This window comes from Nocardia violaceofusca NBRC 14427 (genome assembly GCF_963869435.1).
In the GTDB taxonomy this organism is placed as follows: Bacteria; Actinomycetota; Actinomycetes; order Mycobacteriales; family Mycobacteriaceae; genus Nocardia; species Nocardia aobensis.
This window is the reverse complement of record NZ_CAWMPM010000001.1, coordinates 329,735-346,528: the sequence shown is the minus strand read 5'-3', so window position 1 is coordinate 346,528 and position 16,794 is coordinate 329,735. Positions and strand designations below refer to the sequence as shown.

General features: G+C 69.0%; 16 protein-coding genes. 9 read left to right on the top strand and 7 right to left on the bottom strand.

The window, feature by feature from the left end:
* The first annotated feature begins 24 nt into the window (after positions 1-24).
* The 6 genes from AC5592_RS01715 to AC5592_RS01690 all read left to right on the top strand — a co-directional run bounded on the left by AC5592_RS01715 (position 25) and on the right by AC5592_RS01690 (position 7,208).
* Positions 25-1,353, top strand: coding sequence for a CoA transferase (locus AC5592_RS01715; RefSeq protein WP_063063135.1), 1,329 nt, complete (start codon positions 25-27; stop codon positions 1,351-1,353).
* Positions 1,347-2,732, top strand: coding sequence for an amidohydrolase family protein (locus AC5592_RS01710; RefSeq protein ID WP_063063134.1), 1,386 nt, complete (start codon positions 1,347-1,349; stop codon positions 2,730-2,732). Before AC5592_RS01715 ends, AC5592_RS01710 begins: the two co-directional genes overlap by 7 nt.
* A 338-nt stretch (positions 2,733-3,070) precedes the next feature.
* Positions 3,071-4,321, top strand: a complete 1,251-nt coding sequence (locus AC5592_RS01705) for an amidohydrolase family protein (protein ID WP_063063133.1) — start codon at positions 3,071-3,073, stop codon at positions 4,319-4,321.
* 47 nt (positions 4,322-4,368) lie between these two features.
* Positions 4,369-4,671, top strand: coding sequence for an EthD domain-containing protein (locus AC5592_RS01700; RefSeq protein WP_036508109.1), 303 nt, complete (start codon positions 4,369-4,371; stop codon positions 4,669-4,671).
* A gap of 156 nt (positions 4,672-4,827) precedes the next feature.
* The gene (locus AC5592_RS01695) at positions 4,828-5,961 is read left to right on the top strand and encodes an acyl-CoA dehydrogenase family protein (protein WP_036508107.1); all 1,134 of its coding nucleotides are present in this window, start codon (positions 4,828-4,830) and stop codon (positions 5,959-5,961) included.
* The gene (locus AC5592_RS01690) at positions 5,958-7,208 is read left to right on the top strand and encodes an acyl-CoA dehydrogenase family protein (protein ID WP_063063132.1); all 1,251 of its coding nucleotides are present in this window, start codon (positions 5,958-5,960) and stop codon (positions 7,206-7,208) included. The genes AC5592_RS01695 and AC5592_RS01690 overlap by 4 nt, the downstream gene beginning before the upstream one ends.
* Positions 7,209-7,340: 132 nt before the next feature.
* On the opposite strand, the gene AC5592_RS01685 is transcribed toward AC5592_RS01690, so the two are convergent.
* Both AC5592_RS01685 and AC5592_RS01680 read right to left on the bottom strand, forming a co-directional pair.
* Positions 7,341-7,505: a LysR family transcriptional regulator gene (locus tag AC5592_RS01685; protein WP_371507056.1), complete on the bottom strand. Its 165-nt coding sequence runs from the start codon at positions 7,503-7,505 to the stop codon at positions 7,341-7,343.
* Positions 7,502-8,104, bottom strand: coding sequence for a TetR/AcrR family transcriptional regulator (locus tag AC5592_RS01680; RefSeq protein ID WP_063063131.1), 603 nt, complete (start codon positions 8,102-8,104; stop codon positions 7,502-7,504). Before AC5592_RS01680 ends, AC5592_RS01685 begins: the two co-directional genes overlap by 4 nt.
* Positions 8,105-8,197: 93 nt before the next feature.
* On the opposite strand from AC5592_RS01680, the gene AC5592_RS01675 reads away from it, so the two are divergent.
* A complete protein-coding gene (locus AC5592_RS01675) occupies positions 8,198-9,127 on the top strand; it encodes an NmrA/HSCARG family protein (protein WP_063063130.1) in 930 nt (309 codons plus the stop codon).
* Between the two features lie 72 nt (positions 9,128-9,199).
* A complete protein-coding gene (locus tag AC5592_RS01670) occupies positions 9,200-9,811 on the top strand; it encodes an NUDIX hydrolase (RefSeq protein ID WP_036508099.1) in 612 nt (203 codons plus the stop codon).
* Positions 9,812-9,868: 57 nt separating this feature from the next.
* Here AC5592_RS01670 and AC5592_RS01665 read toward each other — a convergent pair whose 3' ends face one another.
* The 3 genes from AC5592_RS01665 to AC5592_RS01655 form a co-directional block, all read right to left on the bottom strand.
* The gene (locus tag AC5592_RS01665) at positions 9,869-11,800 is read right to left on the bottom strand and encodes a M3 family metallopeptidase (RefSeq protein ID WP_063063129.1); all 1,932 of its coding nucleotides are present in this window, start codon (positions 11,798-11,800) and stop codon (positions 9,869-9,871) included.
* Between the two features lie 70 nt (positions 11,801-11,870).
* Positions 11,871-12,776: a hypothetical protein gene (locus tag AC5592_RS01660; protein ID WP_063063128.1), complete on the bottom strand. Its 906-nt coding sequence runs from the start codon at positions 12,774-12,776 to the stop codon at positions 11,871-11,873.
* A gap of 226 nt (positions 12,777-13,002) precedes the next feature.
* Entirely contained in the window at positions 13,003-14,205 is a 1,203-nt protein-coding gene (locus AC5592_RS01655) for an epoxide hydrolase family protein (RefSeq protein ID WP_198163731.1), read from the bottom strand.
* Between the two features lie 103 nt (positions 14,206-14,308).
* On the opposite strand from AC5592_RS01655, the gene AC5592_RS01650 reads away from it, so the two are divergent.
* Complete coding sequence (locus AC5592_RS01650; protein ID WP_063063127.1) at positions 14,309-14,878, top strand: CGNR zinc finger domain-containing protein; 570 nt, start codon at positions 14,309-14,311, stop codon at positions 14,876-14,878.
* A gap of 501 nt (positions 14,879-15,379) precedes the next feature.
* Here AC5592_RS01650 and AC5592_RS01645 read toward each other — a convergent pair.
* Together AC5592_RS01645 and AC5592_RS01640 are read right to left on the bottom strand one after the other, a co-directional pair.
* Positions 15,380-16,324, bottom strand: a complete 945-nt coding sequence (locus AC5592_RS01645; protein WP_063063126.1) for an alpha/beta hydrolase — start codon at positions 16,322-16,324, stop codon at positions 15,380-15,382.
* Between the two features lie 85 nt (positions 16,325-16,409).
* The gene (locus AC5592_RS01640) at positions 16,410-16,793 is read right to left on the bottom strand and encodes a hypothetical protein (protein WP_036507612.1); all 384 of its coding nucleotides are present in this window, start codon (positions 16,791-16,793) and stop codon (positions 16,410-16,412) included.
* Position 16,794: the final 1 nt, after the last annotated feature.

The following is a 16,794-nucleotide window of genomic DNA, read 5'->3' as shown; positions in this document are numbered from 1 at the left end:
CACCCCTCGCCGAGGAGGTCGGAGATGAATCACCCAGCCGCACAATCCCCACCGGCCGCGCTGCCGCATCGGGTATCCGAATTCTGGCCGCCGCGCGCGGCCGACACGTCCCCGTACGAGTGCGAGGTCCGCAGGTGGGCGGCGTCGGGGGCCATGGACCTCACCGGTCCCGCGGGCGGGCCGCCCGACATCTCCCCCGCCCCCGCCTTCGCACGGCTGGGTGACGCGCTGGACCTGCTCGCGCGCACCACCGCCGCGCTGGGCCGTGCGGTCACGCTGGCTCCCGGTCCGGTACTCACCGCGCGCGCCGTCGACCACGGTTTCCGGCGCGCGGGCACGCGCTCGGCGGGCGGGTCCACCCGCCTGCTGCGCACCGTCGACGGCTGGTGCGCACTGACGCTGTCTCGCGCCGACGACATCGCCGCCGTCCCCGCGATCATCGGCGCCTACCGCACCGACGACCACTGGAAGGTAGTGGCGCAGTTCGCCGTTCAGGTCACCGCGGCCGAGCTCGCCAACCGCGCCCAGCTGCTCGGCGTTCCGGCCGCCGCCCTTCCGCCGGCCGGGGCCGCGGCCGATCCGTGCGCACCGCCGTGGCAGCTGTCCCGGCTGGCGGCGCCGACGCCCCGGCGCGAACTGACCGGCCGGCTGGTGGTGGATCTGTCCTCGATGTGGGCGGGCCCGCTGTGCGCCCACATCCTGGGCCGCGCCGGCGCGCGGGTGATCAAAGTGGAGAGTCCGCACCGGCCCGACGGTGCCCGCGCGGATCACCACTTCTTCGGCACGCTGCACGCCGGACACGAATTCCGCACGGTCGACTTCCGAACCGATTCCGGCCGGACAGAATTGGCGGCACTGCTGTCGGCCGCCGATATCGTGATCGAGGCGTCGCGGCCGCGCGCGCTGGCGCAACTGGGGCTCGGACCCGACCGGCGCGGGCTGCGGCCCGGCCAGATCTGGGTCGGCCTCACCGGCTACGGCCGGTCCGAGCCGATGCGGGTGGCCTTCGGCGACGACGCCGCCGTCGCCGGCGGGCTCGTCGGCACCGGACACGGCATGCCGGTGTTCTGCGCGGACGCGATCGGCGACCCGTTGTCGGGAATCGCCGCGGCGCTGGCGGTCTGCGCGGCCGTGCGGGCCGGGGGCGGTGTCCTGGCCGACGTCTCGATGCGCGCGGTCACGGCCGCCTTCGCCGCCGCGCCACCACGCTGCCCTGGTCCGCACCGGGTCTTCACCCACGACGGGCGCTGGCAGGTCCGGTGCGCGCACACCGCGACCACTCAGGCCGTCCTGTCCCCGCGCTCCGCGCACGCCCGCGCCGTGGCTGGATTTCCGGGTGGTGTCGCATGCTGATCCGCAATGCCGTCGTCTTCGGCAGTGCCCACACCGATATCCGCTGCCAACGCGGCACCATCATCGAATGCGGGCGTGGTCTGCGGTCCCGGGCCGGCGAGGAGGATATCGACGCACGCGGTAGGTGGCTGGTTCCGGGCCTGCATGATCACCACATCCATTTGCGCTCACTGGCCGCGCGCTCGGAGTCGATTCCGGTGGGGCCGGATCGGATTCGAGGTGCCCGCGCACTGGCGGACCGTTTGCGCGACGCCGCGCACCGAACACCGGGTCACACCTGGCTCCGGGCCGTGGATTACCACGACGACGTCGCCGGGGCCATCGACCGGTGGGCGCTGGATCGCATGGAGGTGGGCCGGCCGGTGCGGGTGCAGCATCGTTCCGGCGCGCTGTGGATCCTCGACTCCAGCGCCTGCGCACTGCTCGATGTCGACAACTGCCCTCTGCCGGGAGTGGAGCGTGATCCGCAGGGCCGCGCCACGGGCCGGTTGTGGCGGATGGACACCTGGCTCGGCGACCGGCTCGGTGGCCTGGCGCCCGATCCGGCACCGATCTCGGCGACGGCAGCGACGCGGGGAATCACCGGATTCACCGATGCCACACCGGATCTCACCCGTCCCGAGGTCGGCACACTCGCCGCCGCCGTGCTGGACGGGCGCATCGTGCAACGCGTCTACTGCATGGCCGAGCCCGATATCGAGGATCCGCACGTCGAGCGATTCCGTCTGGGCCCCACCAAAATTCTGCTCGACGACACCGCACTACCCGACCTCGACGTTTTCGTCGTGCGGCTGCGCCGGCTGCACGGTGCGGGCCGGGCCGCGGCGGTGCACTGTGTCACGCGGGTGCAGCTGATTCTGACCATGGCCGCCTTCGACCTGGCGGGCGTGGTGCCCGGCGACCGCATCGAACACGGTGCCGTGGTTCCCGCCGAGGTGCTGACCTGGTTGCGCCGCAACGATATTCCGGTCATCACCCAGCCGCATTTCCTGATCGAGCGTGCTGCCCAGTACGCGCGCGAGGTGCCTGCCGAGGACCGGCCCGATCTGTGGCGGCTCGGTTCGCTACTCGCCGCGGGCGTCGGGGTGGCAGCCGGCACCGACGCGCCGTTCGGCGATCCGGATCCGTGGGCGGTGGTGCGCGCCGCCACCGATCGCGGGCTCGGCCGACCGGACGCCGAGGCCCTGTCCCCGGCCACCGCGCTGTCGCTGTTCTTCGGCACCGCCGCCCGGCCGCACATTCCCCGGACTCTCGCCCCGGGCCACCACGCCGACCTGACGTTGCTCCAGGTCCCGCCCGCCGAACTCGGCGATGCGCTCGACTCGCCGCCCGTAGCCGCCACGATCGTCGCCGGGCAGGTCGTCTACCTCGCGCCTTAGCGCGAGGAGTATCGCCGACGATGGTCCGCATCCGCAGCTCCGAGTTACTCGGACGGTTCGCCGCTGTCGCGCGCGGCGCTTCGATGCCATTGCCGCGGCCCACGGCGCCCCCTATCGACGAAAACATCATTCTCCCAAGTCGCTGGTCGCATGAGAGGAGGTGGCTGCGCCGCCGATCGACGGTTCAACCCCTTCACCGAAGTTGCCGTACCAGCACCGAATCCGGTGTATCGTCGCAGCCAAACAGGAGAGTATGATTCTCCATAACAGAGATTGTGCATCTCCTACTTCGCCCGCCGCAGCGAGGCGCCGCCGTCCGCACCAGCACGAGGAACCTCATGAATACCGACGACATGATCCTGGTCAGCATCGATGACCATGTGGTCGAGCCGGCCGACATGTTCGACCGGCACACGCCGAAGAAGTACGCCGAGTACGTGCCGCAACTGCTCACCAACGAACAGGGCATCGATCAGTGGACCTATCGCGGCCGGCCGGTCGGCGTCACCGGGCTGAACGCGGTCGTCGGCTGGCCCAAGGAGGAGTGGGACAAGAATCCCACCCGCTACGCCGAGATGCGGCCGGGCGTCTACGACATTCACGACCGGGTGCGGGATATGAACGCCAACGGGGTGTTCGCCTCGATGTGCTTCCCGACCTTCGCCGGATTCAGCGCGGGCCACCTGAGCCAGTTCAAGGACGAGATCACCGTCGCGATGATCCAGGCCTACAACAACTGGCACATCGACGAGTGGTGCGCCACCTACCCCGGCCGGTTCATCCCGAATGCCATTCTGCCGCTGTGGGATCCGCAACTGGCAGTGGCGGAGATCCAGCGGGTGGCGGCCAAGGGATTCCACGGTGTCACCATGTCGGAGATCCCGCACGTGGAGGGCCACCCCTCCTATCACGACATCGAGTACTGGGGTCCGGTGTTCGCGGCGCTCGCCGACACCGGCCTGGTGATGAACCTGCACATCGGCCCCGGCTTCGGCGCCCTGCGCATGGCCCCGGACGCGCCGATCGACAATCTGATGGTGCTGGCACCCAGCGTGTCCCAGATCGCGATCCAGGATCTGCTGTGGGGTCCCGCGTTGCGCAGCTATCCGGGACTGAAGGTGGCGCTGTCCGAAGGCGGCATCGGCTGGATCCCGTATTTCCTCGACCGCTCGGACCGCCATTACACCAACCAGAAGTGGCTGCGCCGCGACTTCGGCGGCAAGATGCCCTCGGACGTGTTCCGCGAGCACGTCATGGCATGCTACGTCACCGACAAGACCTCGTTGAAGCTGCGGCACGAGATCGGCATCGACATCATCGCGTGGGAATGCGACTACCCGCATTCGGATTCGCTGTGGCCCGACGCCCCGGAATTCGTCCTGGCCGAACTCGAGGCCGCGGGCGCCGACGACGCCGATATCGACAAGATCACCTGGCAGAACGCCTGCCGCTTCCTGAACTGGGAGCCGTTCGCGCACATCCCGCGCGACCAGGCGAGCGTCGGCGTGCTGCGGGCCCAGGCCGCCGATGTCGATCTCACCGTCCGGCCGCGCAAGGAATGGGCAGAACTGTACGCCCAGCGCGCCTGAACACCCGAATCCGGTTGTCCCCCATCTCTTATCGTTAGGTCCACACCATGCAGATGCTGGTCTTCTCCACCCCGCGCGAGGGGATGGACGACGAATACAACACCTGGTACACCGAGGTGCACATTCCCGAACTGCTGCAGATCGAAGGCATCCGTTCGTGTTCGCGCTATCGGGCCCCGCAGCTCGAGGGGCAGGGCGCCACCCACCGATATCTGGCGGTGTACGAGATCGACGGCGACGCCGAGGCGGTGTTCACACAGTTGCGCGCCAACTCGGCCGAGGGCAGATCCACCCTCAGCCCCGCGATCGATCCGAGGGCCACCCAGATCACCTTCTGGGAACCGCTGTAGAAACTCCGGTCGCCACCCCGGGGTGTCGACCGGCCACCACTCCCATCGGCGGCGCGCCGGCCTCTCGTCGCCGCCGATGGGTGCCCCGCCTCCCGCGAACTCGATATCCGCACACCTCACCGGGTTCGCGGGAGGCCCCTGCGTAAGGACCAATTCGTGACTGCCGCTCCCACCGCCGACCAACGACTGTTCCGGACCACCACCCGCGACTTCCTCGCCGCCACCGTGCCCGTGGACACGGTGCGCCGCCTCGCCGACTCCCCCGACGGCTTCGACCGGGACTGGTGGCGGCGCGGCGCCGAACTGGGCTGGACCGCACCGCTGGTCCCCGAACGGCTCGGCGGCGGGGCGGTATCGGGCGCCCCGATGGCCGACCTGGCGCTGATCGCCGAGGAATTCGGGCGCGCCTGCGCGCCGGGGCCGCTGCTGGCGGTGAATACCGCACTGGCCGGATTGCTCCGCGGCACAGGCGAGTTCGAGACTGTGATCACGGACGTTGTCGCCGGCGCCGCGATTGCGACTTGGGCCCACTACGAACCCGGAGCCGGTCTGCGCTCTGCTCCGTTCGAGACCGCGGCCATACCCGACGGTGCCGGATTCCGGCTGTCCGGGATGAAGGATCGCGTCGAATACGGCGCCCGAGCCGATCTGCTGGTCGTCGACGCCCAGGGGCCCGAGGGCCCGGTGCAACTGCTCGTGGCCACGGACGCACCCGGTGTCACGGTCACCCCGGTCTGGACGCTGGACGTCGTACGCCGCACGGCCACAGTCGTTTTCGACGACGTCCGCGTCGCCGGCGACGCCGTCGTGCACCGCGATCCCGAAGCCGCCGCGGCCGCCGCCGAGGAGCAGTTGCTCGTGGCCGCCACGCTGAGCGCCGCGGAAATGGCCGGAGCCGCGCAGCGGGCCTTCGAGGCCACGGTGCAGTGGATGTTCGACCGCTACACCTTCGGCCGTCCGCTCGCCTCCTATCAGGCGCTCAAACATCGAGCCGCCGATATCGCCACCACGCTCGAGGCGTGCCGGGCCACCTCCTGGGCCGCGGCCGCGAGCTTCGGCGACGACACCGCGAACACCGCCGAGGCCGTCAGCGTCGCGAAATCCTTCGTCGGCGCCACGGCCGGTGAGATCGTGCAGGAATGCGTGCAGATCCACGGCGGGCTCGGCGTCACCTGGGAACACGATCTGCACCTGTATCTGCGCCGGGTCACGCTCGGCCGGGCCCTCTACGGCACCCCGGCCGAACACCGGCGTCGGCTCACCGATCTGCTGGAGACGATCCCCGCATGAGCACCACCGAAACCGTCACCGCAGCAACCGAATCGGTCGACAGCTTCCGCGACCGCGCCCGGCGCTGGTTGCGGAACACGTTGCCGCCCGCGCCGCCGGTCCGCTCGGGCGAGCAGAAGTCACCGCAGGTGTGGGCCCGCGCCCGCGAACTGCAACGCATCCTCCACGACGGCGGCTTCGCCGGCATCTGCTTTCCCGTCGAATACGGCGGACTGGGGTTGAGCCCGGCCCACCAGCGGGCCTTCACCGAGGAGTCGCGCCCGTACGAGATGCCGCTGGCGCTCAACATTCCGACCCTGACCATCTGCGCCGCAACACTTCTCGACATGGGCAGCGAGGAGCAGAAGCGCACCCACGTCGCCGCCGCGCTGCGCGGTGAGGAGTTGCTGGTGCAGTTCCTGTCCGAACCGCGCGGCGGATCCGATCTGGCCGGGCTCACCACCCGAGCCGATCGCGACGGCGACGACTGGGTGCTCAACGGTTCCAAGATCTGGAGTTCGGGCGCCTACGCCGCCGATTACGCGCTGTGCCTGGCGCGCACGGACTGGCAGGTGCCCAAACACGCCGGGCTGACCATGTTCCTGGTGCCGGTGAACTCCCCCGGACTGACCATTCGCCGGATCACCCAGGTCGACGGATCCACCGAATTCTGTCAGGAGTTCTTCGACGACGTACGGATCCCGGCCGACGCCGTCGTCGGCGAGGTCGACGGCGGCTGGGCGGTGGCGACCCGGCTGCTGCAGCACGAACGCAGTGCCGTCGGCGGCGGCTCCCCGTACGCCAGCGGCGTCGGCCAGCACAGCGGCCGCGACGTGCACAGCCTGCTCGACATCGCCCGCCGCACCGGGCAATTCGCCGACCCCCGCGTGCGGGAGGACCTCGGCGAGGCGCACGCGATGAATCTGGTCCACGACCAGCTCATCGCCCATGTCGGCGCCCGTATCGCCGCCGGCGAGCTGGCGCCCGCGGCCGGTTCGATCGTGCGCCTGTTCAGCGCCCGCAACTCGTGGCTGCAGGCCGACGCCGCCGTGCGCATCGCCGGCGCCGCCGCCGCGACGGGCGACCCCGGCGGCGAACCCGGCCTCGGCCGAGCCGGCCAGGAGTACCTCTACCGCCAGGCCTGGAGCCTCGCCGGCGGCAGCACCGAAATGGCCCGCAACATCATCAGCGAACGGGTGCTGGGCATGCCCCGCGAATACGCCGCCGACCGGGACGTGCCGTTCGATCAGGTGCGCCGGGGGCGGTAGGCGGGCGCCTGCCGGCATACCACCGCTTTTCCGGATGCCGGAGCGGTATGGGAGTTCCCTCCGCCGCCTGCTCGGATTCCGTCTTCGCCTCTCGCCGGTCACCGGGCCTACCGTCAGAAGACCCGACGAGATTTATGCTTCGCAAAAACGACATTGTCTGTGGCACAGCACATTTCGCCGTCGGGAACGGATCTGCTGCGACATCGACGGCTGCGCGACGTGCAGCCGTTCCGCCGCGGCCGTCACGGAACCCTCCTCGGCGACGGCGAGGGCGTATTCGAATTGCCGCAGGCTCATCGTTTCCCCGCCACCGGGGAGGCGTCTGCCGGTGCCTGCTGCGGGCTCAGGCCCGCGACGACCAACCCGAACAGCCGGTCCGCCTGTGCGGCCGGGTCGGCGCCGTGTTCGGTCGCCAGCGCGATCCCCACGATCAGGGTGATCAGGTCCGCCACCGTGAACGTGGTCGCGACCGCGCCCTCCCGCGCGGCGCGGCGCAGCAACGGCTCCCCCGCCTCTTCCAGCACCGCCCCACAGCTGTTGTCGTGCACCGGATCCGATCCGGCACTGTCGTAGGACAACGCGACCGCCAGCCCGCGGGCGCCGACACAGTAGGCGACGACATCGCGCAACCACTCCAGCAGCGCGCCGCGGCTGTCCTCGGCGTCGGCGAGTTCCCGCGCGCGGGCACACAGCGCGTCGATCCGGGTGCGCGACACCGCTTCCAGCAGCGCGCGGCGAGTCGGAAAGTGCCGCCGCACCGTCGCCGACCCGACTCCCGCGACGCGCGCGATCTGCTCGAGCGACGCCCCGGCGCCGTGCGCCGCGACTTCCTTCTCGGCTACGGCCAGCACCAGCGCGTAGTTGCGGCGAGCATCAGCGCGTCGGCGTTCGGGCATCGCGTCACCTCCCGGGTTGCTAAACGGCGGGCCCCGCCATATCGTAGCCGAAAACAGAAACGGCGGGCCCCGCCGTTTAGCGAGAGGTGCACCATGTCCACAGATTCCGCACCCGTCCTGGTCACCGGCGCCACCGGCCGGCAGGGCGGCGCCACCGCCCGCGCACTCCTCGCCGCCGGCGTCCGCGTCCGCGCCCTGGTGCGCGACCGAAACACCGCCCGCGCCAAGGACATCGAATCGCTGGGAGCCGAGTTGGTCACCGGCGATCTGCACGACCGCGAGTCGGTGATCCGCGCGGCCGACGGCGCCCGCGCGGTGTTCTCCGTGCAGATGCCCGCGCTCACCGATGCGGGCTTCGATTTCGACGGCGAGGTCACCCAGGGTGTCACTCTCATCGACGGCGCACGGATCGCGGGGGTCGATCAGTTCGTGCACACCTCGGTGACCGGAGCCGGTCAGCACACCGGCGTTCCCGGCTGGGCCCCCGGCCGGTGGGCCGTCGAGGACTCCCTGACGGCAAAGGCCGCGGTGCAGGATGCGGTGCGCGTGGCCGGGTTTCCGCGCTGGACCCTGCTGAAGCCGGGCACATTCATGGAGAACTTCCTGCCGTCCATGCGGTACATGTTTCCCCGCGGAGTCGACGGCGGCCTGGTGAGCGTCCTGGCGCCGGAGACCCGGCTGTCGCTGGTCGCGGTCGACGACATCGGCCGTGCGGCCGCGGCGGCGCTCACCGAACCCGAACGATTCGACCGCGTCGAACTCGAGTTGGCGAGCGACTACCTATCGATGACCGAGATCGCCGCCACCCTGTCCCGCGCGCTCGGCATTTCCCTGGCGGCACCGGACATGACGGTGGCACAGGCCGTCGCTGCCGGCATGCCGCCCATGGGCGCCGCACTCGAATGGCTGAATGTGGCCGGCCAGCCCGGTCGACCCGACTACGCCACCGCCCTCGGCATCCCCCTCACCAGTTTCGAGCAGTGGGCACGCACGCACTTGCGCACCGACTCGGCGAGCGGGTAGTCCGCGCGCATCGGTTGCCGTCCGTGCGGGGCGGGCGGATCACGCCGGGGCCGGTACTGACACCATCGAGGTATGAGTGTGCAGGATTTCCGGGAACTCGCCACGGCCCGCTTGCGCGAGTTCGAGTTTCGAACGGTCGCGGACGCGCCCGGAATGCGACGCGCGAGCGTTGTGCTGTGTGTATTGGAACACGACGACCGGCCGTGCGTGGTCGTGATCAAACGCGCCTATCGCGGCCGCAACGCGGGGCAGTGGGCGTTGCCCGGGGGCCGGGTCGACGGTGACGAGACCGCGGTCGCGGCGGGATTACGCGAACTGCACGAGGAAATCGGCCTGGTCGCCCCGCCCACCAGTGTCCTGGGCAGGCTCGACGACTTCCCGGCAGCGTCCGGTTTCGCGATCACCCCCATCGTCGTCGCGCTCGATGATCCCGGCGCCCTCTATCCCAACGACGACGAGGTGCATGCCGTGCATTTCGTGCGGCTCGACCGGCTCGCGGCCGACGACGTGCCGCACTGGGTCGACCGGCCGGACGGCTCCCGGCTGCTGCAGCTCAGGATCGGCGACTCGATGACGATCCACGCACCGACCGGCGCCATCCTGCTGCAATTCCGCGATGTCGTGCTTCTCGGCCGCGAAACCCGGGTGGCGGATCTACTGCAACCCGATTGGACGCACAAGTAGGGCGGACCGCCGCCGAGTCACCGATGTCGGGCGGCCGGGCGCTTGCTGGACGGTCGGTTACGCCGGGGTATGAGGCGTGGGCGCACGGTCCAGCCAGGCCGCGAACGCGTCGAAGGTGAACGGGCGGCCGAGAAAGTCCGCCACCGAATCGGCCGCGTCGCGGGAACCACCCGGCGCGAGGATATGGTCGCGATACCGTTGCGCAACAACGGGTTCGAACAGATCACCGGCGTCGAACTCCGAGAACAGATCCTTCGCGATCACCAGGCTCCACAGGTAGGTGTAATACGCCGAGGTATAGCCGGCCAGATGCCCGAACGACGCTTGGAAATGGGTCTGCGGCACCGCGGCTATCCCGCTGTGCCGCGTCACGCCATCGATAACCACCGGGTCGTGGTCGGCCGGCCGATCCTGGTGCAGCAGATAGGAGATCTCGGTGTAGCCGACCTGCGTGAGGACCGAGATGCCCTTGCCGAATTCCTTCGCGGCCCGCATGCGCTCCACCAGTTCGGCAGGGATCGGCGCACCGGTCTCGTCGACGGCGAAGGTGGCGAGAATGGTTGCGTCCCATGCCCATTCCTCCAGCATCTGCGACGGGGCCTCGACGAAGTCCCATTCCGTGGCGACACCGGAGAAGCGCGCCCAGTCCTGGTGCCCGCCCACGACGTGGTGGATCAGATGCCCGAATTCGTGGAACAGCGTGACGACGTGCTGGTGCTCCATCAGTCCGCGAGAGAAGTTGCATACCAGCACGCCCTCGGGCAGGAGCTTCCCGGCGACGCCGCCGACGAGGTCGAATTGCGCGGCGTGCTTGTATTTGCCCTCGCGGGGATGCAGGTCCAGATAGATCCGCCCGCGTCGTTCACCGTCGGCGTAGACGTCGTAGACGGCGACGTCCTCGTGCCAGCGCGGTACGTCGACGGGCCGGTACTCCAATCCGAACAGGCGGCCGGTGACCTCGAGCAGACCCGCCCGCACACGCGGGAAATCGAAATAGCGGCGCACCTCCCGGGCGTCGACGTCGTACTGCTCGCGGCGCACGAGTTCGGTGTAGTAGCCGACTTCGGAGCGGTCGATGGAGGTAGCGGTGGGCTCGTCCTCGCGACGGCGGGCGAGCAGCGTCTCGAGGTCGCGCCGGCCCGCGGCGTCGGCGGCGCTCGCGATGCGCTCGATGAATTCGGCGATGGCGTGGCCGCTGCCGATCATCTTCACGTCGGCGTCGTAATCGGGCCAGCTGTCGAAGCCGAGCAGCCGGGCCTTCTCGGCCCGAAGATCCAGGATCTCGTGCAGCACAGCGTCGTTGGCGGGCCACCCGCGGCTTTCGAACTCCGCGGTGAGGGCGCGGCGGGCATCGGCATCCCGGGCGTAGGTGCGCAGCGGCAGATAGTCCGGATAGTCGGTGGTGACCGTGACGAGCCCGTCCGCCGCGGGCGGATGGGCGGTGACGAAATCCGCGGGCAGTCCGTCGAGGGTGCCGGGTGCGACCCGGATCGAGCGGACGTCTTCACGGATGGCCCGGCCGAATTCCTGTTCGAGCACGGTGAGCCGCTCGGAGATCTCCCGCAGCCGCCCCCGGGTTCCCTCGTCGCGGTCCACACCGCTGCGCCGGAAATCGCGCAGCACATGCTCGCGCATGCGCGCCGACACCTCGTCCAGATGCGAGGAGTCGGTGGCGGCGACGATGTCGTAGAGGTCGCGGTCGAGATCTCGCTCGGTCCTGGCTCGGTCGACGTCTTGTACCAGTTCCTCGGCCAGCCGGCGCACCTCGGAATCGGGGTGGACTTCGGCGAACAGGTGCGCGGCCGAATCGGCCTCGCGCAGTGCGATATCGGCGTCGTTCCACAATCCGAGCACATCCGCGGTGTCGCCCGGGGTAGCTGCCTTCAACTGCTCGACCGTGTCCGCCGCCGTCCGCAGCCGGTCGCGGACGTAATCGCCGAGCCAGTCCGGCCACCCGGCGGCGGGCAGTGCAAGCGGTTCGCTACTCATGCCCCGACTCTAATCGCGACCGGATTGCTCGACCGCGGCCGATCGCCACGTGCCGAACCGCGTTCGCGACTCACCGGAAATAGGAGGCGTACTCCGCGAACGGGACCTGTCCGGTGGGACTCGCCTTGACGGCGTCGACCACCGGGCCCGGAATGGGTGCCCAGTAGGCGGGCATCGCGGCCGCCAGCGAGGGCTTCAGAATGTAGATCAGCGCGAAGTTCACGATCCACAGCGGCGGCGCCATCGACATGCCGACCACGGTGCTCACATTTCCCTCGGTATTGGTGACCAGCTGGTCCGCACCCGAAATCTGTTGCGCCACAAATCCGTAGGCGGCCTGCACCGTATACGCGGACCGGTACAGCGCGACCAGACTCCGAGTCGCACCGTTGTCCCGCAACCAGTTACCCACATATCCGCCGGGCGCGATCAGGGTGTTCACCTGCCGTGTCGGCGCGTCCGTGTTGGCCGGGCTCTCCAACATGCCGCTCGGATTCACATACAGCCCGTAGCTGCCCAGAGTCGAGGGCGTGCGTTGCCCCGCGACATCGGAATAGATCGGGCGGCCGACCGTATTGGCGAGGATGTCGACGCACGCGTTGATCACATTCGCCGCGTCACGATCACCGCCGACTCCCCCGCCGGAGCTGAGGTCCTGATACTGCTGATCGGTCAACGCATCCGCGCGGTCCAGCCCGATCCGCGCGGCGACCCGATCCGCCGCCGCCTCCCCGAGCGGCTGATTCAACTGATCCGTACTCACCATCTGCGTCGGCGCCACCTGCTCATATCCCGGCGCACCGGAGAAGGGAACGGCGAACCCGGTGCCGGCAACGGTTGCCACCGGTTCGCCCGTCGCCGTCCGATCCACCCCCAGCGAAACGATGCAGAGCCCGACCAGTACCGCCACCCCACTGATTCCACGGCAGCTCGATCCCCGCCGACGACCGAGACAAGCCAACCCGATGCTCTGCATACGTCAACCTCTCCGAATCATCGTGCGAGGTAACACAAGGTAGTGCACCAGTCAAACGCCACGCCCGACGCCGTGTCAAGGGCCCGGCGGCCGGCCGGCCCCGACCAGTCTGCGGTGCTGTGGCTCATCCGCGCCGATCGAGAGCCGAACCCACGCCACGTGCGTGCTACTAGGTTGCCGGCACGCCGCAGGCGGTACGAATGGCGAACTCGGCCTCCCGCCGTGTTCACCGCTGGGCGGCCAGTACCGTGGCGAGACCTTCTCGCAGGTCGTTGACGAAATACTCGGGAACTTCCAGCGAGGGGAAGTGTCCTCCGAATTCGGGTGCGTTCCACCGGACGATCTGGCGGTACCGCTCTTCCGCCCAAGGGCGCGGGGACTTTTCGATGTCGTGGGGATACATGGTGATCGCGGAGGGGACGTCGACGCGGAGGTCGGGGTCGAGCGAGTTGTGGCTTTCGTAGTAGATGCGGGCTGCGGATGCGCCGGTGCTTGTCAGCCAGTACAGGGTGACGTCGTCGAGAATGCGGTCCCTGGAGATCGTTTCGAACGGGCTGTCTTCGGTGTCGCTCCATTCGGCGAATTTGTCGAGGATCCAGGCGAGGAGTCCGACCGGTGAGTCGACGAGCGAGTAGCCGATGGTCTGCGGCCGGGTGGCCTGCTGTTTCGCGTATGCGGCGCGGTGCCGCCAGAAATGACGGGTCTCCTCTGCCCACTGGCGTTCGGTCGCGGTCAGACCGTCCGTTGGCATCCCGGGTGGCGCTTCCGCGAACAGCGAGTGGATGCCGAGAACGTGTTCCGGGAATCTGCCGCCGAGAACCGTGGTGATATTGCCGCCCCAGTCGCCGCCGTGGGCCAGGAACTTCCGGTAACCGAGCCTTTCCATCAGTTTCACCCATGCGGCCGCGATCTTTTCGGTGCCCCACCCGGTGGTGGCCGGTTTATCGCTGTACCCGAAGCCCGGTAGCGACGGGACCACGACGTGGAACGCCGGCGCGGCCGCGTCGTTCGGATCCGCCAATTCGTCTACTACATCGATGAATTCGGCGATGCTGCCCGGCCAGCCGTGCGTCAGGATCAGAGGAGTGGCATCCGCGCGTGCGGATCGCCGGTGCAGGAAGTGGATTCCCAGGCCATCGATCGTGGTGCGGTACTGGCCGATTCGATCGAGGCGCTCTTCGAACGACCGCCAGTCGTACTCGGTGCGCCAGTAATTCACGACATCGACCAGGTCGGCAAGAGGAACGCCCTGCGCCCATCGCTGGGAGCCGGGCGTGGTGCCGGAGACCGTCTCGGCCTCCGGTAGCCGAGCGGCGGCCAATCGTGCTCGCAGGTCGTCGAGGTCGGCGTCGGTGGCGCGGGCTTCGAATGGTTGTACGTCGACGGAATCGGACGTGGACATCGGATCGAGGTGGCCGAGTGCGGACATGAGACCTCCTGGTCATCGCGGAACCGGCTACCGCCTGTCGTGAACCGGCTAAGACGGTTCTAACACAGCGGTGGGACAGGCCGCAACCAGCTAAGGTGGTTCTATGCCTGCTGGGTTTCCTGATTTCCGCCTCGGCGCCGTGCTGGCGACCAGCTTCACGGGGACCCTGTCGGAGCGGCACGGCGAGCCTGTGGAGCGCATTCCCACACCGCAGCGACTCGTCGATTGGCTGGAGGTGAACGGCCTGGCCGTGGATTCCTGCACCACCACCCAGCTCGACCTTGCCCGGGAATTGAGGGAAGCAATTCACGCCGCCGCGACAGCGGCCGCACTCGGCGACGCGCTCCCCGCGTCGGCCGTCCGAATCATCAACGACCGCAGCATTCAGGGCCGGGCCGCAGCAATCCTGACGCCCGACGGGACACGTCGATGGCGACTCAGCGCGCCCTCCTGCGTAGAAGACGCCCTGGGCGTCGTCGCCGCCGACGCGATCGACATCATCTCCGGCGAACGAGACGGAAAATTGGCCCTGTGCGCTTCGCCGACCTGCCGAGCCGCCTTCTTCGACACCAGCCAGAGCCGCACCCGCAAATGGTGCGATATGAACACCTGCGGTAACCGCCAGAAGAAGGCACGCTTCAACGCCACCCACCGCAAGAACACCCGAAACTGACGACACGAAAGCCTCTGGACCGCAATGTATTCGATCCTGTCGAAGACCATGCACCGTCGTGAACTACACCGCGGAGCCAGATCGGAGCCAGATCGGACGGCACTCGCGTCGTGACCGAGGTCGCGGCTCGGCACGCCTGTCCAGGCTCCGTCTGGTTGGGGAGAACGACCTGGGTGTAGATGTTCGGGTCATCGAGCATGACCGGCACCATCGCTTCGGGAGGCATGTCCGAAGCGTCGTCGGTGCGCCACTGACAGTCCTGCTCGCCAGGTGCCGATGTGCCGGCGAGGCCCGGTCAGGTTCACCGCGGACTCGACTCGGACAAGACCTCGGCCAGCAGCCGCGATCCGGCAAGACCGAACCTCGAGTGTCAGTCGACCGGGCTGAACTAATCGTGCAAACCTCCGCACAAAAGCCGGAATCCCGCACAAATCGGGGAGGTTTGCACGATTTGTTAACCCGGCACGAGCATCTGAGGCAAGCTGCTCGGAGAGACGACGATCAGGGGTGCGCGCGCTCGTGAACCGTCAACCCCATCGTCGTAGCCAGCCACCGGCGGGCCCGTGCGTGGAATTCGCGCGCAAGTCCCGCCCCGGGCGCCCAGCTGTCGAAACCGTGGGGTGCTCCCGGCACGATATCGAGCTCCACCTCCACGCCCGCCGCGCGCAGACGCTCCGCATAGGCCACGTCCTCGTCGTGGAACAGGTCGATGGTGCCGACCCCGATCCAGGTGGGCGGGGTGCCGGTGAGGTCGCCGCGGCGGGCGGCTACGGCGAATTCGGGCATGTCGGTGGCGCCGGGTGGGGTGGCGAGGTAGCTGCTCCAGCCGTAGAGGTTGTTGTCGTTGGTCCAGCCGAGATGCCGCAGGGCGTCCAGGTCGCGGCGGGCGGCGGTGCGGTCGTCGAGCATCGGCGCGCTCAGCCACAGGGCGGCGGGGCGGGCGCCGTCGGCGGCGACGAGGCGCTGGCACAGGCACGCGGCCAGGCCGCCGCCGGCGCTCTGTCCGCCGAGCACCACCCGGGCGGAGTCGATCCCGAATCGGGAGGCGTTGCGCTGCAACCACATCCATGCGATCCAGCAGTCCTGCAGGGGAGCCGGGAAAGGATGTTCGGGCGCGAGGCGGTAGTCGACCGAGACGATCGTGACGCCGAGGTCGCGGGCGGTGATCGAGCAGAAGGTGTCGTCCTGGACCGGGCTGCCGAGGACGTAGCCGCCGCCGTGTATCCACAACACCGCGACCGGCGAATGGGCACCGGTGGGGCGATAAACGCGCAGCGGTACGCGGCCGGCCGCGAGATGTTCGATGCGCACGCCCGCGACTCGCCGGGCGGGCCGGTGGGCGGCGGCCAGGCGCACCAGGCGTAATGCCCAGCGGCGGCCGATCGTCAGCGGCGGCAACCAGCGCGCGGGTCCGCGCAGTTCCGGCGCTACGAGAGACAGGTCCATCGCGATCTCCTTCTCACACCCGAAACGAAACTATAGTTCGGACAGGTGTCCCACAGCGCCCGATTGCCGAGGAGCGCAGCTACATTCACCCAGGGCAGACGATCCGCACCGAGGGCGGCCGGAGGAATTGCGACCGCGCGGGCACCACCGCGAGCAGGCTCTTGCGCCGTGCGAGGGCCACCGCGTGCCCGACGGCGCCGAACGGCAGGTGCTGCCACGTCCAGTTGCAGCCGTGCGGCGACAGCAGCATCGCGGTCTGCGCGAAATCGGCATGTTCGACCTGTTCGGCGTCGACGAACATGCCGACCATGATCGAACTCACCAGCGCCGGAGCCAGCGTCCCGTCACAGACGACGTGCACGGTTCCGTCGCGGCCGACATAGTGTGCGGCCCAATCCAATACGACACGTCGCCGGGCCACGCGCCCGGTGACGAGCGCGACGACCTCGGATTCGCAGCGCGGAGACATC